30 protein-coding genes and 1 tRNA gene are annotated in these 26778 nt (G+C 59.7%); 3 read left to right on the forward strand and 28 right to left on the reverse strand.

The window, feature by feature from the left end; translation table 11 throughout:
* The first annotated feature begins 168 nt into the window (after positions 1-168).
* Positions 169-245: transfer RNA gene (locus ACIQ2A_RS04425), tRNA-Arg, on the forward strand.
* Here ACIQ2A_RS04425 and ACIQ2A_RS04430 read toward each other — a convergent pair.
* Both ACIQ2A_RS04430 and ACIQ2A_RS04435 read right to left on the reverse strand, forming a co-directional pair.
* Positions 216-389: a hypothetical protein gene (locus tag ACIQ2A_RS04430; protein ID WP_398476182.1), complete on the reverse strand. Its 174-nt coding sequence runs from the start codon at positions 387-389 to the stop codon at positions 216-218. The genes ACIQ2A_RS04425 and ACIQ2A_RS04430 overlap by 30 nt on opposite strands.
* 328 nt (positions 390-717) lie before the next feature.
* Positions 718-1053 (reverse strand): hypothetical protein, encoded by a 336-nt coding sequence (locus ACIQ2A_RS04435; RefSeq protein WP_398476184.1) that lies wholly within the window; start codon positions 1051-1053, stop codon positions 718-720.
* 567 nt (positions 1054-1620) lie between these two features.
* Between ACIQ2A_RS04435 and ACIQ2A_RS04440 the strand changes: the two genes are divergently transcribed.
* Entirely contained in the window at positions 1621-2412 is a 792-nt protein-coding gene (locus ACIQ2A_RS04440; protein ID WP_398476186.1) for a hypothetical protein, read from the forward strand.
* An 857-nt stretch (positions 2413-3269) separates the two neighbouring features.
* Positions 3270-3983, forward strand: a complete 714-nt coding sequence (locus ACIQ2A_RS04445) for a response regulator transcription factor (RefSeq protein WP_398476350.1) — start codon at positions 3270-3272, stop codon at positions 3981-3983.
* Positions 3984-4164: 181 nt separating this feature from the next.
* Here ACIQ2A_RS04445 and ACIQ2A_RS04450 read toward each other — a convergent pair whose 3' ends face one another.
* From ACIQ2A_RS04450 to flgA, 26 genes are all read right to left on the reverse strand, one after another.
* The gene (locus ACIQ2A_RS04450) at positions 4165-4617 is read right to left on the reverse strand and encodes a hypothetical protein (RefSeq protein ID WP_398476188.1); all 453 of its coding nucleotides are present in this window, start codon (positions 4615-4617) and stop codon (positions 4165-4167) included.
* The gene (locus tag ACIQ2A_RS04455; protein ID WP_398476190.1) at positions 4614-5093 is read right to left on the reverse strand and encodes a hypothetical protein; all 480 of its coding nucleotides are present in this window, start codon (positions 5091-5093) and stop codon (positions 4614-4616) included. Before ACIQ2A_RS04455 ends, ACIQ2A_RS04450 begins: the two co-directional genes overlap by 4 nt.
* A 33-nt stretch (positions 5094-5126) precedes the next feature.
* Positions 5127-5582: a rod-binding protein gene (locus ACIQ2A_RS04460; RefSeq protein ID WP_398476353.1), complete on the reverse strand. Its 456-nt coding sequence runs from the start codon at positions 5580-5582 to the stop codon at positions 5127-5129.
* Between the two features lie 27 nt (positions 5583-5609).
* Positions 5610-6005, reverse strand: coding sequence for a hypothetical protein (locus ACIQ2A_RS04465; protein WP_398476192.1), 396 nt, complete (start codon positions 6003-6005; stop codon positions 5610-5612).
* 3 nt (positions 6006-6008) lie between these two features.
* A complete protein-coding gene (gene fliR / locus ACIQ2A_RS04470; protein ID WP_398476194.1) occupies positions 6009-6755 on the reverse strand; it encodes a flagellar biosynthesis protein FliR in 747 nt (248 codons plus the stop codon).
* Complete coding sequence (flhA, locus tag ACIQ2A_RS04475; RefSeq protein ID WP_398476196.1) at positions 6752-8839, reverse strand: flagellar biosynthesis protein FlhA; 2088 nt, start codon at positions 8837-8839, stop codon at positions 6752-6754. The genes fliR and flhA overlap by 4 nt, the downstream gene beginning before the upstream one ends.
* A 75-nt stretch (positions 8840-8914) precedes the next feature.
* Entirely contained in the window at positions 8915-9181 is a 267-nt protein-coding gene (fliQ, locus tag ACIQ2A_RS04480) for a flagellar biosynthesis protein FliQ (protein WP_398476198.1), read from the reverse strand.
* Positions 9182-9184: 3 nt separating this feature from the next.
* Positions 9185-9598, reverse strand: coding sequence for a flagellar hook assembly protein FlgD (flgD, locus tag ACIQ2A_RS04485; RefSeq protein ID WP_398476200.1), 414 nt, complete (start codon positions 9596-9598; stop codon positions 9185-9187).
* 16 nt (positions 9599-9614) lie between these two features.
* The gene (gene flbT, locus ACIQ2A_RS04490; RefSeq protein ID WP_398476355.1) at positions 9615-10025 is read right to left on the reverse strand and encodes a flagellar biosynthesis repressor FlbT; all 411 of its coding nucleotides are present in this window, start codon (positions 10023-10025) and stop codon (positions 9615-9617) included.
* Positions 10026-10033: 8 nt separating this feature from the next.
* Positions 10034-10381, reverse strand: a complete 348-nt coding sequence (flaF, locus tag ACIQ2A_RS04495) for a flagellar biosynthesis regulator FlaF (protein WP_398476202.1) — start codon at positions 10379-10381, stop codon at positions 10034-10036.
* Between the two features lie 40 nt (positions 10382-10421).
* Positions 10422-11465, reverse strand: a complete 1044-nt coding sequence (locus ACIQ2A_RS04500; RefSeq protein ID WP_398476204.1) for a flagellar hook-associated family protein — start codon at positions 11463-11465, stop codon at positions 10422-10424.
* Between the two features lie 5 nt (positions 11466-11470).
* Entirely contained in the window at positions 11471-12940 is a 1470-nt protein-coding gene (gene flgK / locus ACIQ2A_RS04505) for a flagellar hook-associated protein FlgK (protein ID WP_398476206.1), read from the reverse strand.
* Between the two features lie 32 nt (positions 12941-12972).
* Entirely contained in the window at positions 12973-14217 is a 1245-nt protein-coding gene (locus tag ACIQ2A_RS04510; RefSeq protein ID WP_398476208.1) for a flagellar hook protein FlgE, read from the reverse strand.
* A gap of 3 nt (positions 14218-14220) precedes the next feature.
* Positions 14221-14901 carry a transglycosylase SLT domain-containing protein gene (locus ACIQ2A_RS04515; RefSeq protein WP_398476210.1) on the reverse strand — a complete coding sequence of 227 codons (681 nt, stop codon included), beginning with the start codon at positions 14899-14901 and terminating at the stop codon, positions 14221-14223.
* Positions 14819-16060 carry a flagellar hook-length control protein FliK gene (locus tag ACIQ2A_RS04520; protein ID WP_398476212.1) on the reverse strand — a complete coding sequence of 414 codons (1242 nt, stop codon included), beginning with the start codon at positions 16058-16060 and terminating at the stop codon, positions 14819-14821. Before ACIQ2A_RS04520 ends, ACIQ2A_RS04515 begins: the two co-directional genes overlap by 83 nt.
* On the reverse strand, positions 16057-17241 hold the full coding sequence (locus ACIQ2A_RS04525) for a chemotaxis protein (protein ID WP_398476214.1): 1185 nt from the start codon (positions 17239-17241) through the stop codon (positions 16057-16059). The genes ACIQ2A_RS04520 and ACIQ2A_RS04525 overlap by 4 nt, the downstream gene beginning before the upstream one ends.
* Positions 17238-18551, reverse strand: a complete 1314-nt coding sequence (locus ACIQ2A_RS04530; protein ID WP_398476216.1) for a MotB family protein — start codon at positions 18549-18551, stop codon at positions 17238-17240. The genes ACIQ2A_RS04525 and ACIQ2A_RS04530 overlap by 4 nt, the downstream gene beginning before the upstream one ends.
* Before the next feature lies 1 nt (position 18552).
* The gene (locus ACIQ2A_RS04535) at positions 18553-19236 is read right to left on the reverse strand and encodes a hypothetical protein (RefSeq protein WP_398476218.1); all 684 of its coding nucleotides are present in this window, start codon (positions 19234-19236) and stop codon (positions 18553-18555) included.
* The gene (gene fliF / locus ACIQ2A_RS04540; protein ID WP_398476220.1) at positions 19233-20876 is read right to left on the reverse strand and encodes a flagellar basal-body MS-ring/collar protein FliF; all 1644 of its coding nucleotides are present in this window, start codon (positions 20874-20876) and stop codon (positions 19233-19235) included. Before fliF ends, ACIQ2A_RS04535 begins: the two co-directional genes overlap by 4 nt.
* A gap of 130 nt (positions 20877-21006) precedes the next feature.
* The gene (locus ACIQ2A_RS04545) at positions 21007-22305 is read right to left on the reverse strand and encodes a flagellin (RefSeq protein WP_398476222.1); all 1299 of its coding nucleotides are present in this window, start codon (positions 22303-22305) and stop codon (positions 21007-21009) included.
* A gap of 224 nt (positions 22306-22529) precedes the next feature.
* Positions 22530-23264 (reverse strand): flagellar type III secretion system pore protein FliP, encoded by a 735-nt coding sequence (fliP, locus tag ACIQ2A_RS04550; RefSeq protein ID WP_398476224.1) that lies wholly within the window; start codon positions 23262-23264, stop codon positions 22530-22532.
* The gene (locus ACIQ2A_RS04555) at positions 23261-23743 is read right to left on the reverse strand and encodes a flagellar basal body-associated FliL family protein (protein ID WP_398476226.1); all 483 of its coding nucleotides are present in this window, start codon (positions 23741-23743) and stop codon (positions 23261-23263) included. Before ACIQ2A_RS04555 ends, fliP begins: the two co-directional genes overlap by 4 nt.
* A gap of 12 nt (positions 23744-23755) precedes the next feature.
* Positions 23756-24451 carry a flagellar basal body L-ring protein FlgH gene (flgH, locus tag ACIQ2A_RS04560; protein WP_398476358.1) on the reverse strand — a complete coding sequence of 232 codons (696 nt, stop codon included), beginning with the start codon at positions 24449-24451 and terminating at the stop codon, positions 23756-23758.
* Positions 24452-24456: 5 nt separating this feature from the next.
* A complete protein-coding gene (locus ACIQ2A_RS04565; protein ID WP_398476228.1) occupies positions 24457-25134 on the reverse strand; it encodes a MotE family protein in 678 nt (225 codons plus the stop codon).
* A 67-nt stretch (positions 25135-25201) separates the two neighbouring features.
* Positions 25202-26302 (reverse strand): flagellar basal body P-ring protein FlgI, encoded by a 1101-nt coding sequence (flgI, locus tag ACIQ2A_RS04570; protein ID WP_398476360.1) that lies wholly within the window; start codon positions 26300-26302, stop codon positions 25202-25204.
* Positions 26302-26766 (reverse strand): flagellar basal body P-ring formation chaperone FlgA, encoded by a 465-nt coding sequence (flgA, locus tag ACIQ2A_RS04575; protein WP_398476230.1) that lies wholly within the window; start codon positions 26764-26766, stop codon positions 26302-26304. Before flgA ends, flgI begins: the two co-directional genes overlap by 1 nt.
* Positions 26767-26778 lie beyond the last annotated feature (12 nt).

Consider the following 26778-nt stretch of genomic DNA (forward strand, 5'->3'; position numbering starts at 1 on the left):
AATGGCGCCCTACGGCGCCATTTTTCGTATCTATCGCCTACCTGCGACACGCAAAGCGAGAACATGCTGCAGCGCCCACCTGAAGGGGATAGGCAGCCAGAATTTGACCTCTGGAAGCCCGGCCGGCCGTTGCCGCTGCGCATCCGATCGGCTACATCATGGCCAATCGCACCCGTAGCTCAGCTGGATAGAGCGTTGCCCTCCGAAGGCAAAGGTCACACGTTCGAATCGTGTCGGGTGCGCCATTCGCTTTCAAAACCGCGAATACCGGCATCAGCGATGCGTCCCTGCGGTGACTTCTTCCAGCGTGGCGCTGCATAAGCTTTCGACAGGTTGTCCATCCGGTCGTGTAAGCCAAGGTTGTCGAGACCTTTACCAGCCACAATCATGCAAAAGGCCCGGCCTCAGGCATATCTTCACCGAGCCCTATCGACCTTAGAAGTATTTGATCACTCCGAAAGCAGCGACTGAACTCTGTTGTAAATCGGCCTATCACGCTCACGAGAGCCACGCGCCCAGAGTATTGCGATCCTCGAACGCATCTCAAAGAACTGCTTCAGATCAGCGACAATTGCCGATCCACCAGACTATCAATGGCTTGCCAGCCCCCGTGCAATGCTGGCCATCGAAACGATCGCCAGCGCCAAGCAATAGCCCGGCCGCGCGGCACCTGGGCGCCCGCGCTCCACCAGAGGCGCGTTCGCAACGCGCTCAACGTCACGACTGATCGATGGGCCCCTCGTCGGGCAACTCGTGGGCGCTTTTTTCCTTGTTGCGAAGTCGCTCTTCCTGCACGCGGATATTATGCATGAGCGCCGTCAACCGCCGCCCGGTAATCGGCTGACCATCCCCTTGCGTCACACCTTGCGCTGCGAGACCCGCGGCGATTTCGGTCCATGTCGCACCATCCTCGCGATGCATGCGTTCCAGTTCATGGCGATTCCTCCGAATAATTTTGGTCGCACCTGATTTAACTTTTCCGATTGGCGAATCCTGCCGCTCGGCTTTCAGCGATTTCACGTAATCGCGCAAACGTTCCAGATCGATACTCATGAGCCCGGCAATAAGGTTCGTTTATTAATACGTCGCTTCTCTGTTCGATGAATAGATCCTGCCAACTCGTTATCGTGATTTGGCAGATTAGATTCAACGTTTTGAACCACGACGCGATTCGGTAGGTTTTCAAACGATGCCATCCGCGCCGGATGGCCTTTTAAAGATCGCAATCGATTTTGTTTTCCGAAAATTAGATTTGATTGAAAAGAACCACGTTGATCGTATCAGTCCAACTATTCACACAGTTCTGGCATTTCACCTCCAGCGTCACGCGACTGGTGAAGACCACACATATACCACACAAAATTCACGCATGACCTCACTATCTTGACGCATCTCCGCGCGCGAACGCCAGTCAACACTCTGCGTCGTCTGCACCAATTTTGAGCTGCTTCACGCTGCTTGCAGGCAGACGCTTTTCGCTTTCGTGTGGCCACCCTCAACTGCTCCACACAAGCTACGCTTGATACATCAATGCTACCGCATCGCGATCTGTCGGTCGCGGGCAATGCAAGAAGCCATATAATGATGTCTCGAACGACATCCGATCTCCGGTCAAAGACCGTGGACAAAAACGAAGCGGCGAGTTCGTCAGCGCGCACCACGCCGGCGACGAGACCGCATGTTGCGGCAGCCGCAGCAATCGACGAACTTCTCGCGAATGAAGCTCGCGCGAGTCTTCGACGGACACGCGAAGCACTGCGCGAAGAACCACCCAAAGCGAGGATACGCATCAACGTGCCACCGGCGCGCATTGTCGCAAAACCTTTACAATCACCTGCCTGGAAAGCACCGTTCTTCTCGCTGGCCATGGTTGTGGGCATTTCCACGCTGATATCCGCGGGCGGACTCGCCTATCTGTTCCTGCGCCCACAGATGGCCCGTAACGTCTCTGAAACCGAACTCCGCAATCTGCGCGACTCCGTCACTCAATTGCGTCGGCAAGTCGCAGACCTATCCTCCAGCACGGCAGCAATCCGCACAGCGAACGCATCGAAGCCGACTGTCGAACGTGTTGCAGTCCGCGATGTCGAGCGGGAACCACCGGCGCAACGCACGAGGACCACACGCGCTCCTGACGACGCTCTCACAAACGCATCACCCAACCACACACCCGAATTCACGGGGTCGCTGCAAACCGCCATCGCACAGACGACGAGCACCGCACGCGGCACAATCGAAGGCTGGTACATTCGTCGCGTCTATGAAGGAGTGGCAGTGCTTGAAGGAAAATCCGGAGTTATCGAGGTGTCGCCAGGACAGGACGTTCCGACACTCGGTCGGATTCAGGAAATCAAGAATGACGATGGCCACTGGCAAGTCATAACGAGCAAGGGAATCGTCTTCGGCCGATGAGCCAGACGCCGTTATTTACAAGTAAAACGCAACGCACAGGCAGGACGCTAGCGATGCATGGAATGAAAAATAAGCATGATGCCGACGCTTACGGCATCTATTCAGTCGCGACCGTCCGCACGGTAAGCGCCCGCAGCATGGCCTCTGCGATACATGCAACAGCAGCCATGCATCATAACATCTGCGCATTGCGCGACATTTCGTGAGCAACGAATGATCGGCGCGACATCATGTCCGTTTCTCTCCACTGCAAATCACGCATGGACGAGCGCTCATCAGCATAACGTCTTTGAGTGTGACTCTGACATCAACTATCCACCGTCGATTTCTGGGAATGCGTTGCTACGCATCACGCCACTTCGTGCATCCGAAATGAATTATCCACTTATTCATTCAAGCAAAGGGCACGATCGGCATTGACGACTCTTTGCAAATCTTCGCGGGTCAATTACTTGATGATGAGGTACCATCTTGACGTATTGAGTGAAGTGAGTCCTGCACGGTTCGGATCGGAAGATCGCTACACATGCCAAGCCGTTCGCTTGGCGACAACGATCGCTCGCCCGACCTTTGTATATGCTGACGAGGCCGGGGCATGAGACGTTATCTCACGCCCTTCAAATGAGAGGGAGCTCTCAGACCGATCGAGCTAACAATCGAGAGCAGGCAGCCGACCGCATCATTTGCTCCTAACCCGGTAAAAGCGACCCGGACTTCGGAGCATTGTCGGCCCGCCTCTCGACAGAGTTTTCTCGATCTCCAAGTAACTGTTGTGTTGCGTCTTCAAGACAAAAATGGGGCGAGTACGCCTAATTCGACCCCATGACGACATTCAGGCGAACACGCAGGGGATTAAAATGTTTGTTGTGATTGATGACCGAGAGGGCGTCACGCAAGGCTACGCGGCCGGGTTTGACCGCGAAGGCGTCGTTTCTATTGGCTTTACATCCACCGACTTCCGCGATTGGCTCGAAGGCGCTGTTGGCAATGATCTGACTGCCATCCGCGCTTTTCTGCTCGGCGACTGCCCGGATCGCACGAGCATCCCGTCGAGCATTCGCAATCGATCGCGCGCGCCGATCATTGCGCTCAACAGTCTCAAGCACCTCAAGCAGACCATCGAGCTATTCGAAGCCGGCGTGGACGACGTCGTCCATGCACCAGTCCACGTCAAAGAGATCATGGCGCGCACGGCGGTGATCCGCCGCCGCAGCATTGATCAGAATGAACCAGCCCAGACCAGCATCATCCGCGTTTTCCTCGACGGACGCGATCCGGAAATCGCTGGACGGACGCTGGCTCTCCCGCGCCGCGAATTGCGCATTCTCGAACACCTGGTCGGCCATCAAGGCAAGTGGCTGACCAAGACCCAGCTCTTCAACGCGGTCTATGGTCTGTTCGATGCGAGCTTTGATGAGAACGTGATCGAGAGCCATGTGAGCAAACTGCGCAAGAAACTGCGCGATCACCTCGGTTTCGATCCGATCGAATCGAAGCGCTACATGGGCTATCGGCTCGACGACATGAAGTCTCGCGCCATCGGCGAGATGCCGGTCTCAAGAGCCAACTGAGGCTCAAGCCTCCCGCGCAAGAGGACGCCGACCACCGGCGTTGGCGTCCACCGCCGCCTCTCCAACTCCCGCTGATGGTTGGGAGACATCTGCGCGAAGAGAAGTACCACACAAATACCACGCTATATCACATCAGACCACTCGATCATCCATTGGATGCCATGCGGCACGCTGTCGATCGTCAGCGGCGCAGTTGGTCCTTCGATACATAATTGAAATCCTGCACCAGAACTTCCTGAAGAGCATCGACCTCCAGCCGTTTATTGACCTGCATGCGCACAGCCCGCGCGAATTGCGCCAGGTCGTAGCGAGCGAGGTTCTTGAAATCGAGCTTCTGATCGCTGTAGAGCGTGCGGAAGGCTTCATCGACGACGAACGGCTCTGGTGGAACGGGCAGCTGACGCAACACTTTCGCGTCGGCCGTGAAAACGAGCTGGGCAATCACATATCCCTGCACATTGCCCTCGGCGATCATCGGCACATTGATCACCTTCACTTTTTCATAGACGAGCCCTTCAGGCTGTTCCTGCTTCGCTGGCAACGCTGCCGCACTTTCCTTCCAGTACGAAATGCCAAGGCTCGTTCCGACGGTCACCAGACAGGCCCAGACGCCCGTCACCAGCAGCTTCATCATGAGTGGATCCCCGGCAAGGCGCGCGAATAGGTGCCGTCGGATTCGACGTCCTGTATCGACTTCGCAATGATGGCCGATACTTCGCGCACGGCATCCAGATGGATCTGCAACGCGGCCTGATTGCGGATCAGACTGGCTCGCAGATGCGTCAGTTGCGGCGTCACGCGCGGATCGACCTTGACGTCAGAGGTCAACCGGATTGCGCGCGTAAGTTCGAGCAGACCGCGATTCTTGCGCTGGCTGAACGTGTCGAAGTCGACAACGGCGCGCGATTCGAGTTTCGAGGTCTCCTCGTCGATCGTCGCCTTGAGGCGCTCGATCGCGATGAGTGCGTTACTTTGCGTGCCGAGCCAATCGGCTGGCGTGCCCGCCTCTTCTACGTGAGGGTCTATTGCCGCTTGCACCTCGGAATCCGGACGCGTGAGTGTCTGCCCTGTGAGAGCCAGTGATGCATCCTGCTGATTGATCTGTTCCATGTCTTGACCTGCTGTCATGGCCATCATCGGCCGTTATGCTTCAGTGCCCGGTGTTGCGACCGCGCGTGATTTCGCCAGCTGCTGGGCAATGCCAATGCCCTTGCCTTTCGCCATCTCATTGCCGATCTGTTCGGCCATCATCGAACGCCAGATATTGCCGGCGCTGCCTTTGCCGAACACTTGCTCCGCATCCTTGGGAAGCATCGATTCAACGAACATCTGCAGGACAAACGCTTCAAACTTCCGATAGACGCCGTGACTGCCCTCAGCCTGACGAATGACAGGCGTCGTCGGGACCGGTTCGCCCGCGGGAATCGCCGACGCTTGCGCCTGGCCCGCCGTAAATTCACCCTTCAGCGTCGATGCGAATTCGTCTTGCTGTGCCGGCGTCATGCGTTCAAGCCGATGAATCGCACTGCGCTGGGCGACCGGATCGGCCGCATTGATGACATCCGTAATCAGATCGTTTGCGACTGCGGCGACCGTCATCTCGTGCTCCAATCAAATCTGGTTAAATCATGTAGTCCGCAACGAACGACGAACCGCCTTGTCGATCTCGTCGAGCAGGCGCTTTTCGTCTTCCTTCGACATATGGGTCGCAGCGTCGTGAACAAGGCGCTCCACATGCTTCAGTTTGCGTCCCTCGGTCCGGGCATACTCGGCCAGCCGATCCTTCATTTTCGCGACTGCACCTTGCTCGACGCTTGCGGCACGCAGGCTGCGGCCCGCCGTATGAACCAGCAAATCCGGAAGTTTGCTCTCGTCGTTGAACGCTTCGAGGATACGTCGCTGCTTGTCCTCGAGCTCGGTTTCGCGGGCCTGGCATTCCATCAGGTGCCACTCGGCAATGCGATGGAGCCGCGCCTGGACGGCGGCGATGCGGCGGATCTTGCGGTCTCGCTTCTGCATCATGTCTCAGCCCGCCAGCCAGGCTGCAAATGCGATACTGAATTGCAGGATCAATTCGCGGCATGTGAGATAAAGCAGCATCAGACCGCCCATCAGAACGAATGGCAGCGATATGAAGTAAACGGGGATGCTCGGCGTCAGCTTGTTGGCGAGGCCGACCGCGAAATTGACGATCACGGCATAGACGACGAACGGGCTAGCGACCCGCAGCGCCAGCGTGAACGCCTGGGACAGATGATCGACCAGTTGCGCCAGCCCGCCCTCCGCGCTGATCCCGGTGGCTGGCAACCAGATCTGGTACGACCCGATCAAGCCTCGCAACAGCTCCCAATGCTGCCCGGTGACGAAGAAGATCACCGTTGCAGTCAGTGTAATCAACGGCACAAGCGCGGGAACATGTTCGTTGTCATCAGAGACACTCGGCATGGTCAGGCCGATGCCTGATGCCATGAATGTCGCCATGGTTTCGAGTGCGGCAAAAAACATGCGCGCGGTGAGGCCGATCACGAGGCCGACAAAGAGCTCCGAGCAAATCAACCGGATCAGATCCGACGCCGCAGCACCTTCGACCGCAGGACGAACCGATGGTTCGAGCAGCGGGGTCAGCATCAGTGTCACGCTGACGGCAAGGAACAGGCGCACCTGGGTGGGGATATTGACGCGCGAATAGCCCGGCGCCACCATCATGCACGTCCCGACACGGCAGAAGATCAGAAAGGTCGCCAGAATCGAGACGGAGATGCTGGCGATCAAGACACGGCCCCGAGCGATTTGACCTCTGCGCCGCGCGCGATCTCCACATGCGAGAGCACCGGCAGTGTCGGGAACATGCGTTCGGTGATCATCCGCACATAGGGGCGAACGTCGGGCGGCGCGACGAGAACAGCGGTATCGCCATTGCTCGCAGCCTTGCGCACCGCGACCGAGACATCATCCGCGAATTGCTCGACAAGTCGCGGATCCGCGTCGAACTCCACAATCTCCCCCTTGCCGTCGCGCTTGAGGCTCTGATGAAAAGCGAGATCCCAGCGATTGCCGAGACGCAACACCTTGAGTACGCCATTGTCGGCAAAGTCGCCGCAGATCTGCTGCGCGATCCGCATGCGAACATGTTCGGCGATCTGCTCCGAGCGCCGCACATGCGGAGCTATCTCGGCGATAGCCTCAAGGATCAGGTGCAGGTTACGGATCGAGACACGCTCGGCGAGCAGGATCTTGAACACCGCCTGCAGCCCGGAATACGAGATCTGGGACGGCACCATATCCTCGACCAGCCGCTTGTATTCGGGGTCAAGACGATCGATCAGCGCGCGTGTGTCCTTGTAGGTCAGCAGCTGAGCCAGGTTGCTACGGACGACCTCGCTGAGATGTGTCAGCACGATCGAGATATTGTCGGCGATTTTGAAGCCATCCTGCTTGATCTCGTCCACGAAAGCCTGGGGCACCCACATCGCTTTCATGCCGAACGCCGGTTCGATCGTCTCGTCGCCCGGCACGTCAGGCCGGCGATCGCCGTCGAACAGAACCAGTGATTCGCCGATGCGCAGTTCGTGATGCGCCACGATCGTCCCGTAGATCTTGATCCGATACGACTTCGCCCCGATCGATAGATCGTCGGTAAGTTTGATTTCAGGGACAACGAACCCGTATTGCGACGCGAAACGTCGGCGAACCTTGGCGACGCGATGTGCCAGTTCGCCATGCGCATTGAGCATCTGGATGGCCAGCTGGCTGCCGACGCAGAGTTCGACGTCGGACGTCTTGAGCAGTTCCTTGACCGAATCCTTGGCTTCGATCTGCGCTTTTTCCTGAATCTGGGCACGCTTCGCCTGTTCCAGCTTCTCACGCGCCGCCTGTTGGCGCGGCAGCGAGAAGCTCAGGAACCCCATGATGGTGCCAAGCAACGCAAATGGCAGGAATGGCAATCCCGGCAGAAGACCGAGCGCAAACATCATCAGCGCCGCAACCGATTGTGCACGCGGATAGCTGCCGAGCTGCTTCAACACGGTCTGCTCAGCCGATCCGCGCGTTCCGCCCTTCGAGACGAGCAAGCCGGCAGACAGCGAGACGATCAGCGCGGGAATCTGCGAGACAAGACCATCGCCGACCGAAAGCTTGACGAAAACGTCGGCGGCGCGCGACAGCGGCATGCCGTGATCAGTGACACCGATGATGATGCCGCCGAAAATGTTGATTGCCGTGATGATCAGACCCGCAATGGCATCGCCTCGGACGAATTTCGATGCACCGTCCATGGCGCCAAAGAACGAACTCTCTTCTTCCAGCTCACGCCGGCGCGCCTGCGCTTCCTTGTCGTCGATCAAGCCTGCTGAGAGGTCGGCATCGATCGCCATCTGCTTGCCGGGAATGGCGTCGAGCGTGAATCGCGCGCCGACTTCGGCGATACGGGTCGCGCCCTTGGTGATCACGACGAAATTCACCGTCACCAGGATCGCGAAGATGATCAGGCCGATGACGAAGTCGCCACCCATCACGAATTTGGCAAAGCCCGCCACCACATAGCCCGCCGCATGCTCGCCCTCGCCGCCATGCGAGAGAATGACGCGCGTGGTGGCGACATTCAACGCGAGACGCAGGATTGTGGCGATCAGAAGGACCGTGGGAAAGGCCGAGAAATCCAGCGGCCGTTGGATCCATAGCGACACCATCAGGATCAAGGCTGATAATGCGATGGAAAAAGAAAGCCCGACATCGATCAGGAAGGTCGGGACCGGCAGGACCAGCATCACCAGGATGGCGACAATGCCGAAAGCAAAGGCCACATCCGTACCGATTCGCCGTTCGCTCGGGAGGACGGAGATCGTTACATCGGCCATGACGCTTCCTGCGCAAATATCATTGCTGCATTTTGCAGCGCCGACCTTGCGCGGGGATGGTGGGGAGAAGCGTGGCTAGAAGCCCCGTTCGATCCGGCCGTAAAGCACCTCGGTGAACGCGTAGATATGCGCGCCCATGAAGGTACCGCTCACGGCGCAGACGATCAGCATCACCACGATCTTCGGGATGAAGGTGAGCGTCATCTCCTGCACCTGGGTCAGCGCCTGCAGCAGCGCAATGATGATGCCGACCAACATCGCCGCGCCCACAGCCGGCCCGGCAGCGACGATGATGGTCCAGATCGCCTGCTGGGCGATATCGAGGGCGTCGCGCTCGTTCATGGCTCAGCTGATCGTAATGCCGGCGCCGAGGGCGACCTTCACGCCATTTTCGAGCGTCGCCACCGCGCCGCCCGAAATGATGGTCACTTCCTTGATCTTGCTGCTGGTGGTCTGACCGCTCTCATCGGTGAACGATGCCGTGCGACCGATCAGGCCCTCCGCCTGCTGGATGGCGCTGGATGACAGAAGGCTGTCGAGCTTGGCATTGGTCTGCACGGCCTGCTCGACCGTCGAGAGCTGCGCCAGCTGGCTCATATATTCGGTCGAGTCGGTCGGGTTTGTCGGATCCTGATTGCGCATCTGGGCAATCAGGAGCTGCAGAAATCCGTTGTAATCGATCATCCCCGCCGATTTGGACGACGACGTTGCAGTCGTGTTCGTCGTGGAGCTGTTTGTATTGACGCCGTTGACTTCCATATCCGCTTCTCCGTTGTCAGGCGACTGCCACTGGGAGCAACATCTCTGCGCTGGTCAAAATCGACTGCTCGATCTCGAACAGTGACCGGATTTTACGCAATGCCTCGTAGTAGCGCTTGGCTTCGACCAGCGTTTCGACGCTATCCAGGCCGCTCAGCAGCTCGGCATTGTCGGCCGCCGCATAGAGCGCGCAGCGCTGATGCCCGAAAACGGATTTCGCCTGTTCGAGATCGCCCGGGCTCATTAGCATCAGCTGCACGACGAAATAGAGCTGACGCATCGGTGTCGTTGCGTCCTCGACTTGCATGACCTGACTTTCAAGCAAGAATGTCACGTCGTTGATCAATTCCAGCGTAACCTTGCGATCGACACGCAGCACTGCGCCATTGACGTAGATCTTCTCGCCAGAACGCAGCGAGATGCACATGGGCTTCTTCATCCGAGCGAATCCCGGATCGCGACATTCACGGCGACGAGATCGGCGACATCGCTCAGCTGCCCTTCGCGATTGCGCTCTGCCTCCTTGACGACCCAGAGACCGATCGAGATCAACTGGGCGCGCAACTGCTCGGGCAGGCCATTGCGGGGATTCGACAGATCCTGAACGAAGAACGACCACAGATCGCGGATATAGAGAAACGCATCGGTCTGCTCAGGCAGCGAGAGTTGGCCGGCTTGCATTTTCTCCAGCAAGACGATGCCGTGATTGAGCGCCCTCCGCTCGCGCGAGCGAGCCTCGAATCCGCTATCCTCGATTTCCGCGTCGTAACTTGCCAATGTCATATCGAACGACAACCCGCTGCTGGTGGAACAATAATACTAATCAAAGATAGTTCAGGATGCTGAGCCGCTGGATCTGCGCGGTCAGCGCATGAGACATTTCCAACTGGTTTCGAAGACTGGTGACCCGGACCGACGCCTCTTCCGGATCGACATTCTCCATCGCGTTGACCTGCTTAATCACAATATCGCTTTGCACCTTCAGCCGGCTCGTGGCGTTGGTGGTCTGTTCCTGCGAGGTACCGAGCCGCGCGCCGACGCTGGCGAGATCCGCGACAGCGCCGGCCACGAGCAGCAAGGCTTTGTCCGTGATCGTCTGGAACGTGGTCTGATTCATCTGCTCGACACCGAGGCCGGACAGCATCGTGTAGGCCATCGCCAGCTTGCGAAACGCGACATCATTGGCGCTGGCGGATGAATCGATCGTCTGGGTCGTGGAAATACGGCTGCGCATGACCTGATCCGAGGCGACCGACCAGTTGGTCCCCCAGGCGGGATCGGCAAATTCGGTCGCGAATGCGTTGTCGAGAAACGTTTCCATGTCCGCTGGCAGGATGCTTTCGGCCCCCGCCGCGCCCGGCGCAAATCCGAACTCTGCGGTGAACGCCGCATCGATCGCCGTCTTGGTCGCCGACCCATTCTCATACGGCGTCATTGGCTCTTGCGACGAATTGATGCCGCCGAACAGGAACTGGCCATCCATCGAGACATTCAAGGTCGCCAGCAACGACTCCAGGTTCGACGTGGCCGACTGAGCGATGATGCCGCCGCCATTCGCCGAATTTCGCGCGGCCAGCAGATCTTTCTGGAAATTCTGCGCGATCTCGATTGTCTGCGACAAGCGCTCCTGTGCGACCTCCAGCCGCGCACCAACCAGCACATTGGTATCGACCAGCTTGTCGATCTCCTGCAGTTCTGCGCGCAGCGTTACATTTCGTCCGGTCAGCGCGCCAAGTTCCTTGCCCACGTCGTCGAGCCGGCCGGTGGTCGCTTCCTTGACACCCTTCGCGATGGCGACCTGGCTTTTGGACGCCGAAATGCGCAACGTTGTCGCGATGGAATTCGACGAGATGAATGTCGCAGCCATTTCAGTTACCTCACCGCCTGGAGAAGATTTTGCAGCATCTGGTCGATCGTCGCGATCAGCTTTGACGTTGCGGAATATGTGCGCTCGACCTGCAGCATGAATGACATCTCGTCGTCCATATTGACGCCGTTGACGTTCGACAGTGCATCGGCGCTGCGTTCCAGCAGCGTCTGATTGTAGCTCGCTTCGGCGGCCACGGTCTTGCGCTCGGCTTCAAGCCAGCTCACGGATGAGCCTGCGAAATCGATCAGGGTGCCGCTGGGCTTGCCAAGGGCATTCGGATCGAACGGGCGAACGGCGCCCATCTCATCCACGAGACCCTGGATACGCGCGAAGAAACCTGCTTCACCGCCGGCATTGTAGACATAGTCGGCGCCATTGAGTCCGCCGTCTCGGATCAGTGTGGGATCACCTCCCAGAGCCTGATCGACGAGATCCGTGACCCGAATGGTGCCAGCAAGGCCGGGATTGATAGTGCCCGCCACCGGCATGGCCGGGCCGCCGCCATAGGTGAAGAGACCCGTGCGATCCGGCCCGCCGCCACCCGTCTGATCCCGCTCGGCGAATATCTCGATCACACCGCGCGCAATTTCGTCGAGCTGGTTCTGATAGGTGACCATCTTGTCGTCGCGCAGCGTCGCAAGACCCGCCAGTTTGCCCGAGCTGATCGGCATCACCGAATTTGGTCCGGTGACTGCAACGCCGTCGATGACGACCGCGTTGCCCGTCATGGCGGCCGTGTAGGAATTGGTCGGCTCGAACGCGACCGTTCGCGCCGTTCGCTCGAACAAAGTCACGCCGGAATCGGTATAGATGACCATGTCGTTGTTGCTGCGCGTGGCGAACGTAACACCGACTTCCTGCGACAGTTTCGAAAGAATGCTGTCACGGGTGTCGAGATAGTCGGTGACATCAGCACCGGCAGTCGTTCCCTTCACGATCGCCGTGTTGACCTGCTCGAATTGCGCCAGCAACTCGTTGATGGTCCTGACCGACGTGGCCATCTCCGCATCTGCATCGGCTCGCGCCTTCTGCACGGTTGTCGTTGAATCGTTGAGCGCAACGGCGACGTCCTTCGCCGCCTGCACGGCTGACTGCGCAAATGTCACATTGTCCGGCGCCGATGTGTATTGCTGCAGGGCGCTCTTCAATTTGGCGAGTTGCGCAGCAGCGGATTGATCGAGTTCAGGATCATCGATCGTGACCGCTGCGACTTTTTGCAGACCGTTGTAAAGCGCGTCCTGTTGGGCCGTGTTGGCGACAGCCTTGACCACATTGTTGAACAGCCCAGCGCTGGCAGCGCGCTGGATGCCGTTGACATAGACGCCACTTCCCGGCTGCGACACGATCATCGCATTCTTGCGCGAATAGCCCTCCTGCTGCGTTCCCGCCACGTTTCGCGAGATAACAGAGGACTGGACACCCGCGGCCATGAGCGAGGAGCGGGCCGAGCTGAGCGCGATCGTGAGTGACATCGTGGACCTCCGTCAGAATTGACGAGCGACGGTTAACGCTTCAGGTTGACGAGAACGTCGAGCAGGTCGGCGCCGGTCTGGAACACCTTGGAATTCGCGGTGTAGCCGCGCTGCGATTCGATCATTGACGTCAGCTCGTTGGCGAGATCGACATTTGATGCTTCGAGCGCTTCAGGCTTGATGGTGCCGAGGCCGCTGCGGCCGGCAAAATCCACCTGGATGTTGCCGGAATTGATGCTGACCGAATAGACGTTGCCAGCTTCCGGCGAAAGATTGTCCGGGCTCGGCACAGTGGCGAGCGGAATTTTGTAGGTCGCAAGCCGGGTGCCGTCATCGAAGATCGAATACATCGTGCCATCGGATGCGACTTCCACGCGATCGAGACCACTTGGCGCATTGCCATTGGTGGTCGCCTTGAACTGGAATTCCTCGGCCACCTGAGTGAGATTCGCCATATCGAACGTCACTGCAGAGCCGCCCGGAATGGTGAACGTCATCGAGTTGGCGCTGGCAGCATCGAGCCTGCCCTTTCCCGTTGCGCTGACGTCGAAAGTGAAGGTTTCCGTCGATAGCGGCGCGCCGGCATAAGGGAAGCCACCACCAGCTGCAGCGTCAGCGCTGTTGTAGATTTCCACGTCCCAGGTATTGGCGGCCGTCTTGAACATGTACATGTCCAGCTTCACGGCGTTGCCGATATTGTCGTAGGTAATGAGCGATGTTTTGGACGTGAAGTTTGGCGCGCCAGCGGTGATGGCCGCATTGGCGTCCAGATTGGCGCCGTCAAGCTTGGCCTGAGTGGTCGGATTACCGACCAGCGTTTGCTGCGCGATGTTGACGACCTCCAGATTACCGAGGCCGTTGGCCACGACATCCGGTACCGCTCCATTCTGGACATTATAGCCCATCAGATAATAGCCGGACGTATTGTAGAGATTTCCTTGACCATCCGGAACAAACGAACCCGCGCGAGTTAGAAACGGCGTACCGCCTGCATCGCTGACGATGAAGAAACCATTGCCCTGGATCGCGAGATCAGTCGCCGACGTCGTGTAATTCATCGTTCCGGGATCGGAGATCGCGTAGCGAACCTGCGTCTCGACACTGCCCGAATTGTAGTTGCCGCTACCGCTGCGCAGGATGAGCGACGAGAATTCCGTCGAGGCGCGCTTGTAGCCGGTCGTATTCACATTCGCGATGTTATCAGCGACCGTCGCGAGTTTGTTCGATTGCGCGTTCATGCCGGAGCCACCCGTGCGCATAACACCATACAGACTCATCGATCATCCTCCGTTTGACGTGGGGGTATTAGAGTGGAGATTGCTTGTGCGGGGCTGGCGGTTATCCACAGGCTGCGGCGCCGCTGTTCGGTTCGCACAAAAGCTGCGTGCATTGCTCGTCCATGATCCAAAGCCACTCGCAACGAGACTGCCGATTACGCTACAAATGTAGCGTTTTTGACCGATGACGTTGTTCGGCCCAGCATTGTAGCGGGCGACAGCCATCGTCCAGTTGCCTTCGCGGTTGCGCAGTTCCTTGAGAAAGCGCGCGGCGTAATCGACGTTACGAGCTGGATCCAGCATCGCTTCGAGACTGGAGAATTTATCGCCGTGATAGTGATGGTTGATCTGCATGCAACCGAGATCCACCAGCTTGGCGCCCTTGCGCTTCTCGTCGATGAAGCGTGCGACAGCATCGCGCGTGTCGGTGGCGAGAACGGTTCTTCCGTCGACATTAAGAGCATAGGGATTGAGCCTCCCCTTCCGCCCGGTCTCGCTGAGACCGATCGCGTAGAGGACACCGAGCGGCACGCTGTGACGGCTCGCGGCGCGCGCCATTTCGCGTTCGCACGGGCCTTCTGCTCGCGCGGCTTCCGAAATGCTAGAGGTAAACAGTGCTGCTGCGAATGTTGCGACCAGCTTGATCCTGGCTGCGTTCGGAGGCCGACGCGTGAGATTGGTCATGATCCTGCCTGTTCTGTCGCGCACCGCTTTGGCCGTCACCGGATGACCGTCCCGAGGATCCACCATCCGTCTGCGAGCCATTCGACGACTGCATCGAGCCACGCTGATCGGACGATGTCTGTTGTTGCTGCGACTGCGATTGGCCGTTGTTCATGCTGCCGTCGGGCGTGCGCGTATGATCGATGGCGGCGATATCGAAGCTGTATCCGGCAGCTTGCATCGCATCGGTCAGGGCACCACGCTCCTGGCGCAGAAGCTGCGTGGTCTCGAGGCGATCGGCAGTCAGGTGAACCTCGACGGAATCGCCGGCGAGCCGCATCTTGATCGTCACCGACCCGAGATTTGGTGGGTCGAGCTCCAATGTCATCATGCGCACCGGGCGGCTTTCCGCCGCTTTCGCAGCGTCATGCGACGGTGTTTCGGTGGCCTGCGCACCTTCGGGCGCCGCCACGGCCGGAAGATCGCTCGCCATGCGATCAACGATCTTCTGCAGCGTCGTCACTTGCTGCACCGGCTCGAAATGGGTCTCCTGCTCGCGAACGACAGCTTTCGCGATCGACGTCGGCTTCGCATCGGCAGCTTCAACAGTGACGGTGAACCGTTTCGATCCCGGCTGATCAATCTCTGAGCTATCGATATCCGTCGCACTGACGATGTCTTTTGGATCCGGCAACTGATCGCTGCTCGCATCGATCTGCGGCGCAAGGGTCTTCGCCGCTGACTTTTCACCCTGCGCGCCATTCTGCTGGGCCTGATCGAGCCTGGACATCACCGCGCCGATGGCCGCAGTTGGATCGCGCCAATCCTGGGCCGTCGGTGATGCCTGCTTGCCCTCGTCAGCGGTCTTGGCGCCGTCTTCGTCCTTCTCCACGCTCTCGCTCGTCGCCGGCTTAGGTTTGGCGTTGCCGGTGAGTTCAGCCAGAATAGCCGCCGCTTCCAACACTGGCGTGGCGGCTGTCGTTACATGGCTGGCATTCTTGTCGACTTTGGTGACAGCAGCCGACGGCTCCTTGGCGACCTGTCGCATCTGCTCGCGAAAATGCTCGGCTTTCTCTTTCCCGTCCTTGGCATGCAGCGCATTGGCCAAGCCGCCCTTCCCGCCCGTCTTTGCAGATGCGAGCTGGCGAAACGCTGCGGTCAGCATATCGGCCTGCTTCATCGTGTCGTCTCCTTCAGTTGTTCTTGCGACTGATCGAGCAGCTTCTGTGCCTGATCGACCACGGCGAGCGATTTGGTGAAATCGATCCGCGGCCGCATCACCGTCATTGGACCGGTGTCACTAACGGTTTTTGCAGCCTCCGGCAGCGCCTTGCGGACATTGAGACCAATCGCGAGCGCAGCCGCCTGGATCTCCACATCGCGCTCGGAGAGCTTGCTCTTGTCGATCTTTTCAAGCTCTGCAATTGCCCGGCTGTGATCGGGCGTCACGACGCGAGCAGCAGCATGATAGAGATGGGCACGAAGGCGCTCCGGGCTGCCTTCTTCCGACAACAGGGCAACATGCTTGGCTGCGAGCAAGGCCATCTCCGGCTTGCCCCGGATCAGCGCGGTGCGCGCGATCAGCAGATACAGCCCACGCTGGGCGGTTGGATCGAGATGATCAAGCACCGCAACCAGGCGCGGAAACCGATCTGGCCGCTGCGCGAAACTGAATCGGGCGACCGAGAGCGCAAAACGCTGGCGGAAATTTCCCGCATAGATCGAATAGCGGTAGCGGCGGAAATAGCGGACGGCGAGTGCCTCGAACTTATCGAAATCGTCGTCCTGGCCGACGATGAAAATCTCCCGCCGCAACGCTGCTTCTTCCACCAGCGTACCGGGCATCATCAGTCGCACGTCGTCGAGCAATGCGATTGCGGCTTTCGGATCGTCCTGCGCGACCAATGCCGACTGCACCAGCGCAAGCTCCGCCCCGAGCGTGGCCGGCATGTTGCGCGGCTTGATCTGGCCAAGCTTGGCTTTCGCCTCATCGGTCCGGCCATCCACATAAGCAAGGGCGCCATCGACGATGGCTTCATCGATATTCAGCACATTGCGGGACCGAAGCGAGGCGATCACTTGCGGCGTCCCGCCGCTCAATAGATATGTCACCGCTGCGCGCGAATTGCGCGGCTCCTTCCAGAGCGCGGCATCGGCTTTCAGGAAGCTTTCGCCGATGCGCTTGAGAAGCGCAGGCTGCGCATTATGCGCCTCAAGATCGCCGCGCGCGATCTGGTCCTGCAACATCTGCAGTGACCTTACCATCTGATACGGCTCGCGGACCGCCTCAGCAGCCGGCTGCGCATGGGCGCTGCCAATGCACATCGTCAACGCCACCGCGATGGTCCGGCATGAGGTCATAGCGTCGGTGCACGGATCAGAATTTCGATCCGCCGATTCTGCGCTGCCAGCGGATCACTCTGGTTCTTGAGGCGACGATCGGCATAGCCCTCGATCCGCTCCACGCGCGCCGCATCGAGGCCACCACGGACCAGCATGTGATAGGCCATATGGGCACGCGCGGTGGAGAGCCGCCAGTTGTCGTATTCAGCAGTCCGAAACACACGCGCATCGGTGTGCCCGCGTAGGACGACCTGGCCGCGATTCTGGGCGATCATCGGCGTGATCTTGTCCAGCGTGCGAACCAGGCCAGCCGTCGGCTCGGCCGAACCATTGGCAAACATGCCGTAATTCGCATCATCGGTCAGGTTGATGAGCAGCCCTTCAGGCGTTTCGCGCACTTCGGCAACAGGATGAGCTGCGCCGAGCGTAGCGAGCACCGCGGAGATGGCCGACTGAAGCTTCGCTGCATCGGCCTGTGTGGTCTTGGCACTCTGCGCTTGAGGCTTGTCGGACACCGTGACGGGCTTGTCTGCCGTCGCGGCCTGCTTTTGCTCAATCGTGGCATTCGGCTTCGCAGCATCATCGGAGAAAAGACCGACCGGCTTCGGTATAGCGGGCTTGTCAGCCTTCGGCGGCGTCTCGCTGGTGCCGGACATCTCAGGTACCGGCGTTCCCGTTGCATCCGGCTTGGGATCAGCCGGACGCTGCTCCTGCCCTTCGGTGATGGCGGCGATATCCTCGCCGTAAGGCAGGCTGCCCGCCTCCTTGCGCCCCGAGGGCTTCTTTTCGAGCGCGGAAATCGATGCCATCGGCCAGTTGATCGGATCGAAGGGATCGCGATAGGCCTCTCCGCCCTTCAGGCCTTCCTTACGCGCCGGATCGAGCGCGCCGCTGGCCTGTCCGGCACGCGGCGGACCGCCAGCAATCTCCGTCAATACGGCATAGGGATCGCGAAACAACACGGCATCGCCATAGCGGGGCTGCGGCTGCTGCGGCTGCGTGACCTCGGTCGTCGGCTCACCTGGCTCCGGCAATGGCGACTTGCTGCTGCCCTCCGTGGCCTTGCCTGGATCGACGCGACGCGCATCGTTGATGCCTTTGCGATCCGGTGTCGAGTCGGTCAGCTTGATCGGATTGAAGTAGGTCGCGACGCTCTCGCGTGCCTCCTGGCTGGTGACATTGATCAGCCACATCACCAGGAAGAACGCCATCATCGCCGTCATGAAATCGGCATAGGCGATCTTCCAGACGCTGTTCTTCGTCTCGGCCGCATCGAGCGAGCTGCGGCGACGAATGATTAGGATTTCTGTTGGTTGCTGATCGGCCATTTTAACTCTGGAGTGCCAGCTTCAATCGATCGGCCCAGGCTTTCAGCTGGGTTTCGAGCACCACCTGATCGATGGTGATCGACGCCTCGACCTCAGGGCCCGGACGCAATTCGATGGCGATGGCGCGCACGCCAAGCTTGGTGCGGATCAGATCGAGGAGTTCGGACGGACCGGTCAGACGCAGCACCGGGCGGCGCACGTCCGTCGTGATCGACGACAAATGCTCGACGAAGCTGCTCACCGCCTGTTTTTGCGCGGCATTGAGGATGATCGGTTCGAGAATCCGCGCCGCAACACCGGCAATCCTGCTCTGCAGTTCGTCACCGGTCTCTGTCACGTGAACGACCAGCTTCGCCGCAGTCTCATTGAGCAGCTGCAGACGCGCCTCGGCTGCCTGCTCTGCAAGCGCCAGTCGCTGCTGATCCAGTTGCTGCTCGAACTCGGCCTTCGCGCGTGCATAACCATCTGCCTCGCCGCGCTCGTAACCATCGTCTTCGGGGACGACTGCCTGGAGTGGCTGTTGCTGTGGCTGCGACGGACGCGGCTGCTTCTCCACCAGCGGCTGATACTGCGGGCGCCCGCCGGAATGGTGCAACTGATCGAACGGAACCACGCGGCTGCGCGGCTTTCCGGTCTCAGGCCGATCGAAGTCCGCGATCAGTCGGGCAACCTTCTCTGCGCTCATGCCGCCTCCTCCTGCCTAATCCATTGTTTGAGAATTGCTGCAGCCTGCTTCTCGTCGAGCTGGATAATCTGCTCCAGCCGTTTCTGCGGGGCGTTCTGAATACCGAGTGTCACATCCTGAACGAGATTGGGCGCAGGCTCGTTCGATAGCGCAGCGGCCATCGAGCCCGCCACGCCGCCACCACTGAGCAACGCATTTGCCTCGGCCTGGAATTGCGCCGCCTCATCCGTCTTGGCACTGGCCAGGATCGTGTTGATCGCCGGACGCAGACCGAACCAGATCAGCATTCCGGCCACCGCGAGAATCGTGATCGCGCTGACAAGGCTGCCCGCTTGGCGCATCATCACTTCCGTGAACGTGATGGACGGTACCGGCGCCATGTCACGCGCGCCTTCCATGAATTCGACGGCAGACACCTGGATCTGATCACCGCGTGGCTTGTCGATGCCCGCAGCGGTTGCCGCGATCTGAGCGATCTCGGCAACCTTGGCCTCAATCGCCGCATCGCTCGCCTTGTCACCGAGGCTGGCGACCAGGCGCGGGCGATTGACCAGCACCGCCAGGAACATCTTGTTCACCACATAGCCATCGCTGACCGTGGTCACCGTCTTCGATGACACTTCGTAATTGGTGATATCTTCGCGACGCTGCTTCTCATCACTGGAGTTCTTGGCCCCATTCGCATTCACCTGCTGATCAGGCAGATTCTGCTGGACCGTCGTCGGCTGCTGTCGATCGAGGCTCTGCGACGACTCCTTCTCACGAACTGCGCGGACCGACCGCTGCACACGCGAATCCGGATCGTAGACCGTTTCGTTCGTCTGTCTCTTGTCGGTCGATAGCTGGGTCGCGATGCTGACCTCGAAATTGTCGAGACCGAGATAGGGCGTGAGCGCCCGGCTGACGTTCTCCTGGATCGAGCGACTGACGATGCGCTGAAGGTTGGCCATGGTGGTCGGTGTCGCACTGAGCCCACCACCATCATCGTCGGAAAGCAGCGAGCCATTGCTATCGAGCACGGCGACCTTGTCCGCCGTCATGCCGGGGACAGCGGCCGCCACGAGGTGTCTGACCGACCGCGCCGTGCGGGCATCGGCAGGACCATCCGTTCTCAGCACGACCGAAGCCGACGGCGGCAATTGTTCGCGCCGAAACGATCCCCGCGCGGGGATCACGATATGAACGCGCGCAGCCTTGACGTCTTTGAGGACCTGAATCGTTCGCGCTATCTCGCCTTCGAGCGCCCGCACGCGCGTCACCTCCTGCATGAAGGAGGTCAGTCCGAGCGAGCCGATCTTGTCAAACAGCTCATAGCCACCGCTGGTATTGTTCGGCAGTCCCTTGTCCGCCAGCAATGTGCGGGCCTGGGCTGTTTGTGCGGGCCGAACATAGATGGTGTCGCCAGCGGCGTTGATGTCGAACGCGATATTGCCATCGCGCAATGCGGAGCTGACGCGCGTGACGTCTTCCCGGCTAAGGCCGGCATAGAGCGTATTGTATTCGGGTCGACTGAGATAATAGGCACCGCCGCCGACTCCGGCAAAAACGGCAACGCCGATCACCGCCAGCAGAATGAGACGTTTGGTGCCGAGCTCCAGGAGATTGTTCCAGAGCTTCTGCGCGTGCTGGCGATTGACCATCGAATCCTCTGCCGTACTTTCGACGCGATCATCGATTGCGAAGCTTGTCCGGGCGTTACGAGATCCTTAACGTGAAATGGCCGCGCTATTGCTAGCGCGGCCACCTCTACCAAGTCGCGCGCGCGAGCGATTAGCCGCGGAACAGCGACAGGATCGACTGGCTGCCTGCGTTCGCGATCGACAGCGCCTGGATGCCGAGCTGCTGCTGCGTCTGCAGAGCCTGGAGGCGGGTCGATTCCGCGTTCATGTCGGCGTCGACCAGCTGGCCGATACCGCGATCGAGCGAGTCGGTCAGAACCTTCACGAAGTCCTGCTGCAGGCCGATACGGTTTTTGATGGCGCCGAGATTGGTGGCGGCATCGGTGATCGTGGCGAGTGCGTCGTCCACGCCGGAGATGTAGGTTTCCAGCGCGGCGAGGTCGGTCTGGCTGTCCGTGAACTTCGAGATGTCCAGGTCGGCGACGCTGAATTCAGCCCAGGCGCCGTTCTGATACACGTCGTAGGTCTTGTCCAGAACGCCCTTCTCGGTCTTGACGGCAACGTCGGCCGCAGCCATTCCGGCGATGTTGGTCGCTGCAACGCCACCATCCGTGGTGGTGATGTCAACGGCCGTTCCGCTGGCGTTCTTGATTTCGATGGTTTCGCCATCGGCGTTGATACCGACGGTGAGACCTTCAACACCCAGACCCTTGATCGCCGAAACGATATCTTCGATCTTGGAATTCTGCGAAACATTGATCGTGGTGGCGACGGCAGTGCCACCAGCCGGCGTGACGGTGAAGGTGATCGTGCCCGTGGTGGTCGCCGGGGGGCCAGCAGCGCCAACGGTCGTCGGATCGAACGCGAGGGTCGCGTCGATGGCATTGCCGTGAGCCGTAATGAAGTCGGCATCCAGCGTCTTGTCGTAGAGCTTGATCGCGTCGAGGTCGACCGTCAGGGTATCGACCTTCACCACGCCATCGGCGCGGGAGAACGACGACACGACCGACTTCTGGGCGTTGTAGGTGGCCTTCTGCGAGTCGACCGAGATCCAGTTTTCACCGTTGAACACGGCGCTGTCGGCGGTGTTCTTCAGCTGCTTCTGGAGTTCGGTGATTTCCGACTGGATCTTTTCACGGTCAACGCCCGGCGTACGGGCAGCAACCAGCTTTTCCTTGATCGACGAAACGACGTCCACCGTGCCTTCCAGGCCGGTATACATCGTGTCGATGGTCGCGGCACCCAGACCGAGAGCGTCCTGAACGGCGCCCAGAGCCTGCACGTCCGAACGCATCGTCGTGGCGATCGACCAGTAAGCGGCGTTGTCCGAAGCGGTCGCGACGCGATAGCCGGTCGAGATGCGGTTCATCGTGGTGGAGAGGTTGGAGTTGACCGTGCGCAGCGTCTGCAGCGCGGTCATCGCCTGTGAGTTGGTCATCAAGCTAGACATCGTATGTCCCTTTATTCGATTTGAATGTTTGCTGGGGACATACCGGACTTTCACCGGTACGACAGGGCGGCATCATGCCTTTGGAAATGTCGATGTCTGATCGACCCAACCCGTCGTGAATTGCACGCTATCCGCCAAACCTTACCCAAAGCTGAAGTTGGCGAACAGCGGTATAGTTAACAGCGTCCATCCTTATCGATTCATTTCGATGACAAACGGATGAACTACAAGAACGATTTGACGAGACCGACGGCGAGCAAATTCCAGCCATCGATCAGCACGAAGAACAACACCTTGAACGGCAACGCGAAAACCGTGGGCGGCATCATCATCATGCCCATCGACATCGTGAGCGTCGCCACGATCATGTCGATTACCAGGAACGGCATCACGATGAGAAAGCCGATCTCGAAGGCACGACGAAGTTCGGAAACCATGAAAGCCGGAATAATGATTCGCAGATCGATACGTTGACCATCGAGCTTCACCTTCAAGCTCTCCGCTGCGAGATTCTCGAAAGTCTGCAGGTCCTTCTCGCGCACATGCTGCAGCATGAACTCGCGAAACGGATCGGTGATACGCCCATAGGCTTCCTGTTCACTGATCTCGTTCTTCATCAACGGCTGGATGCCGTTCTGCCAGGCACGATCAAATGTCGGCGCCATGACGTAGAAAGTGAGAAACAGCGCCAGGCTGATCATCACGATGTTCGACGGCGTCGTCTGCAGGCCCAGTCCCGTGCGCAGAAACGACAGAGCGACCACGAATCTGGTGAAGCTGGTCACCATGATCAGCAGCCCCGGCGCCAGCGAGAGCACCGTGAGCAACGCCACCATCTGGATGATGCGACCGCTGGCGCTTCCCTCGCCTTGCGGCAGCAGGGTCGACAGATCGGGAATCTGCGCCATGGCTGCCGTCGGCAGCATCACGGCGACCAGGATCAGAAACGCACGCGTCATTGCACCACCAGCGTTTCGATAATCAGCTCACGCACCTTGCCGCCCGACCGCGTCACCGCGCGCTCGTTCAGGTCCTCACGCAAATATTGCAGCCCCCGTGCCCCCTCGATCTGGTTCGGTGTGAGGGTGCGCAAATAAGCGACAATATCCTCGCCCACCTTTGCGGTCAGCGCATGTGATTCCTCGTCATTCAGCTTATCGGTGACGATCGAGGCTTCCATCCTGATCCAGGAGTCCGGAGGCGCCGCCAGATTCGTCGTCACCGGCGCGATCTTGCGTAACCGGTCGCTGGGATTGAATGCTGAAATCACCGGTGTTTCGACCACTTCCTTCCGGCTATCGACAAGGCGGTCGACGGTCGCCAGCATATGAAAGCTGGCGAGCGTTCCCGCACCGGCAGACAGTCCGGTCACAACCACCAGCGCGACAATCCATTGCAGACTGCCGCGTCCCTGCCCGTCATTGTCCACATCAGCCATGGTCGATCCTCATCAGAACGGCGCGACCTGATCGTAGACCTGCTGGCCCCAGTTCGGCTGCTGCACTTCCATGATGCGACCGCGGCCACCATAGGAGATGCGCGCTTCGGCGATCTTCTCGTAAGGAATCGTATTGTTGCGGGCCACATCGATAGGCCGCACGATGCCGCCGACATTGACGATGCGCATCTCATAATTGACGCGCATTTCCTGCGACCCGCTGATCAGGAGATTTCCGTTCGGCAGGACGTCGACCACGACGGCTGCGATGGAGAACCGCACCTCTTCCGCACGATCGATCTTGCCCGATCCCTTGCTGGAGGATTGTGAACTCACATTGGCATCGAAACTTCCAGCCGAGATCCATTTTGCGACATCGGCGGCATAATCGGTGCCGAGCTTGACCTGTGAATCCCGCGACCTGTCCGTCTTGTTGTCCAGAATGGCCTTGTCGTTCATGACGACATTGACCGTGAGAATATCACCAATGCGGGTCGCACGCGGATCGCGATACAGATCCTTGCGCTCGTTCCAGATCGAATGTTGGCCCGTGCCGCGATAGGCCCGCTTCTCCATGGGAATTCCGCGCGCATCCACCTGCAGGCCTTGGCCGACCGGAGACATGTTAGGCGCCTGGCCGATCTCGGCCAACCTGTTGGCACAACCGGCGAGACCGGGTAGCGCAACAGCAACAAGCAGAACTCTCAGCAGCTTCATTTCCTGGGTTTCCCGTCGTCGGTACGACGCATGCCGGCAAGCGTATCGGCGAGATGCGCGCCACGTGCCGGTTCCATCTCGTTCAGGATCGAACTTGCGACCCTGACCTTTAGTTTGGCGAGAACCGCGGCGGCCGTGTCGTCGGCCATGCTGGCGATCTGCTGGGCGGCAGCTTCCGGGTTCATTCGCGAATAGATTTCGACGACGTTTTCCTCGGCCTTCTTGAGGAAATCCTCGCGCAGCTTCAACCACTCTTCATATTCGGCGCGCTTCGCTTCGAGCTCGGCGATCCGCTGCTTCAGCTTCACTTCCGTCGCTTCGAGCTCTTTCTGCTGCCAGGCGACGCGCGCGTCGAGCGCCTGATCCGTGATGTTGCTGCAGAAGCGCGCGACGTCGGATTCCTGTGTCGGCGCTGCCGCTTCTTTCTTGTCGACCGATCCCGTGAACAGCGGCGCTTCGGTCAGCGACTTCGCAGCCGGTTCAGGCTTGGTTGCCGTTTCTGGTTTAGCCGCGACCTCCGACTTGGGTGCCGGCTTCTGGCGCTGTGGCTGTGCCGTGCGTGTGAATTCCGCAAGATTGAGCGGCTTCGATCGCTGCACCGGCTCTGCCAGTGCGACATCCAAGGAGACTGCTGCAGCGATGGTGCAGATCGACCAGGTTACGGCGCGCGTCATTCGTGCTCTCGTGAATCGGTTAAGCAAGCGTTGCACCTTCAGCCTTGTGCGACGCTGACCCGGCCCGCTATTGAATGACGAGTTCGGCCTGCAGCGCGCCGGCAGCCTTGATCGCCTGCAGGATCGCAATGATTCCTTGCGGCTTCAGCCCGATCTGATTGAGGCCGCGCACGAGGCGCTGCAGGTCCGTGCCGCGCAGGATGGCGACCTTCGCGCCATTCTCGTTCGCCTCGATGAATGTTTGCGGCACCACCACCGTCTGGCCGTTGCGCGCAAACGGATTGGGCTGCGAGACGATCGGCGCCTCCGTGATGCGGACCGACAGATTGCCGTGCGTCACGGCCACGGTGGAGATCTGCACATTGCGGCCGATCACCACGGTTCCAGTACGTTCATCCACCACGACACGCGCCGGCGAATCCGGCTCGATCAGCAACTCCTCGATCTCTGCAATGAAACGCACGGGAGGTGCAGATCGCGGCCGCTGCAGCATGACCGTGCGATAGTCGCGCTCGAAAGCAATATTCGTCTGGTAGCGACCGCGGCCATGCGCGTTGATTGCATCGATAATTCGCGTGGCCGTCGCATAGTCCGGATTCTTCAATTCGAGCGTCAGCGAATGCATGTCGCTGAAATTGCCCTTCACTTCGCGTTCGATCAGCGCACCGTTCGGAATACGGCCAGCCGTCGCGACGCCTGCGCTGACGGTCTGGGCGGCGCCTTCCACATTGTAGCCGCCGACGGCGATCGCGCCCTGCGCCACCGCATAGGTCTCGCCATCGGCGCCGCGCAGCTGGGTCAGCACCAGCGTGCCGCCGAGCAGCGACGATGCGTCGCCCATGGAGGAGATCGCCACATCGATGCGCGACCCGCCTGCCGCGAAGGGCGGGAGATCGGCGGTCACCATGACGGCGGCGACGTTGCGCGTCCGCAGCTGGGTGCCGCGGATATTGATGCCCATATTGTCGAGCATGGATTGCAGCGACTGCTCGGTGAAGGGCGCGTTGCGCAGCGTGTCACCGGAGCCCTTGAGGCCGATCACCAGGCCGTAGCCAACGATCTGGTTCTCGCGCACGCCCTTGAGGCTCGCGATATCCTTGATACGTACGGCGGCTTCCGCCGCCGAGACCGACAGCGCGAGAAGCAGCCCGCAAAGAAGACGCAGCATCATCCGTTCTGAATCCGCACTGATCCGTCCTGCTGGACGATGCCCCGGATGGTCACGCCGGTATCGAGATTGCGCAGCTGCACCACCATGCCCGGACTGCCCGACTGCAGCGACGTCGCATAGGTGACGATGACAAGGCCATCGTCTTCCACCAGCACCTTCACAACGGCGCCGCGGGTGACCGCCTTCTGGTCTTCGAGCCCGTTGATGGGAATGAGATGTCCGGCGAGTAGCGTGCGCCGGGCGGTGCGACCGGTCAGCGCGGCCCGATCGTTGATGAACGCGCTCGCGCCCTGGATATTGGGCGCGAAATTGCGGTCCATGATCATCTCGTCCTTGATCACGTCTCCTGGATAGATCGTCGTTGCCGGCACCGGATACTTGACCGGCTCTTCCGCCGCCACGGCATCGCCCGCGAGCATGGCGCCCGCGAGCACGATGGAAACGATCTTCAGGACGCGCATCGGACGCAGCTC

It is taken from the genome of Tardiphaga sp. (assembly GCF_044336785.1).
Taxonomy (GTDB): domain Bacteria; phylum Pseudomonadota; class Alphaproteobacteria; order Rhizobiales; family Xanthobacteraceae; genus Tardiphaga.

Excerpts from the sequence above, each read along its gene's own strand:
- flgI (WP_398476360.1), bottom strand. The coding sequence starts at position 26,302 with ATGCTGCGTCTTCTTTGCGGGCTGCTTCTCGCGCTGTCGGTCTCGGCG.
- ACIQ2A_RS04455 (WP_398476190.1), bottom strand. The coding sequence starts at position 5,093 with ATGGAACAGATCAATCAGCAGGATGCATCACTGGCTCTCACAGGGCAG.
- ACIQ2A_RS04530 (WP_398476216.1), bottom strand. The coding sequence starts at position 18,551 with ATGGCCGATCAGCAACCAACAGAAATCCTAATCATTCGTCGCCGCAGC.
- ACIQ2A_RS04565 (WP_398476228.1), bottom strand. The coding sequence starts at position 25,134 with ATGACGCGCGCCGTAACCTGGTCGATCTGCACCATCGCTGCAGCAGTC.
- ACIQ2A_RS04535 (WP_398476218.1), bottom strand. The coding sequence starts at position 19,236 with ATGAGCGCAGAGAAGGTTGCCCGACTGATCGCGGACTTCGATCGGCCT.
- ACIQ2A_RS04545 (WP_398476222.1), bottom strand. The coding sequence starts at position 22,305 with ATGTCTAGCTTGATGACCAACTCACAGGCGATGACCGCGCTGCAGACG.
- ACIQ2A_RS04555 (WP_398476226.1), bottom strand. The coding sequence starts at position 23,743 with ATGGCTGATGTGGACAATGACGGGCAGGGACGCGGCAGTCTGCAATGG.
- ACIQ2A_RS04525 (WP_398476214.1), bottom strand. The coding sequence starts at position 17,241 with ATGACCTCATGCCGGACCATCGCGGTGGCGTTGACGATGTGCATTGGC.
- fliF (WP_398476220.1), bottom strand. The coding sequence starts at position 20,876 with ATGGTCAATCGCCAGCACGCGCAGAAGCTCTGGAACAATCTCCTGGAG.
- flgD (WP_398476200.1), bottom strand. The coding sequence starts at position 9,598 with ATGGAAGTCAACGGCGTCAATACAAACAGCTCCACGACGAACACGACT.
- flhA (WP_398476196.1), bottom strand. The coding sequence starts at position 8,839 with ATGGCCGATGTAACGATCTCCGTCCTCCCGAGCGAACGGCGAATCGGT.
- flgA (WP_398476230.1), bottom strand. The coding sequence starts at position 26,766 with ATGCGCGTCCTGAAGATCGTTTCCATCGTGCTCGCGGGCGCCATGCTC.
- fliQ (WP_398476198.1), bottom strand. The coding sequence starts at position 9,181 with ATGAACGAGCGCGACGCCCTCGATATCGCCCAGCAGGCGATCTGGACC.
- fliP (WP_398476224.1), bottom strand. The coding sequence starts at position 23,264 with ATGACGCGTGCGTTTCTGATCCTGGTCGCCGTGATGCTGCCGACGGCA.
- ACIQ2A_RS04445 (WP_398476350.1), top strand. The coding sequence starts at position 3,270 with ATGTTTGTTGTGATTGATGACCGAGAGGGCGTCACGCAAGGCTACGCG.
- ACIQ2A_RS04435 (WP_398476184.1), bottom strand. The coding sequence starts at position 1,053 with ATGAGTATCGATCTGGAACGTTTGCGCGATTACGTGAAATCGCTGAAA.
- flaF (WP_398476202.1), bottom strand. The coding sequence starts at position 10,381 with ATGACATTGGCAAGTTACGACGCGGAAATCGAGGATAGCGGATTCGAG.
- ACIQ2A_RS04510 (WP_398476208.1), bottom strand. The coding sequence starts at position 14,217 with ATGAGTCTGTATGGTGTTATGCGCACGGGTGGCTCCGGCATGAACGCG.
- ACIQ2A_RS04430 (WP_398476182.1), bottom strand. The coding sequence starts at position 389 with ATGATTGTGGCTGGTAAAGGTCTCGACAACCTTGGCTTACACGACCGG.
- ACIQ2A_RS04500 (WP_398476204.1), bottom strand. The coding sequence starts at position 11,465 with ATGGCTGCGACATTCATCTCGTCGAATTCCATCGCGACAACGTTGCGC.
- ACIQ2A_RS04460 (WP_398476353.1), bottom strand. The coding sequence starts at position 5,582 with ATGACGGTCGCCGCAGTCGCAAACGATCTGATTACGGATGTCATCAAT.
- flbT (WP_398476355.1), bottom strand. The coding sequence starts at position 10,025 with ATGTGCATCTCGCTGCGTTCTGGCGAGAAGATCTACGTCAATGGCGCA.
- ACIQ2A_RS04520 (WP_398476212.1), bottom strand. The coding sequence starts at position 16,060 with ATGAAGCAGGCCGATATGCTGACCGCAGCGTTTCGCCAGCTCGCATCT.
- ACIQ2A_RS04465 (WP_398476192.1), bottom strand. The coding sequence starts at position 6,005 with ATGATGCAGAAGCGAGACCGCAAGATCCGCCGCATCGCCGCCGTCCAG.
- ACIQ2A_RS04515 (WP_398476210.1), bottom strand. The coding sequence starts at position 14,901 with ATGACCAATCTCACGCGTCGGCCTCCGAACGCAGCCAGGATCAAGCTG.
- ACIQ2A_RS04450 (WP_398476188.1), bottom strand. The coding sequence starts at position 4,617 with ATGATGAAGCTGCTGGTGACGGGCGTCTGGGCCTGTCTGGTGACCGTC.
- flgK (WP_398476206.1), bottom strand. The coding sequence starts at position 12,940 with ATGTCACTCACGATCGCGCTCAGCTCGGCCCGCTCCTCGCTCATGGCC.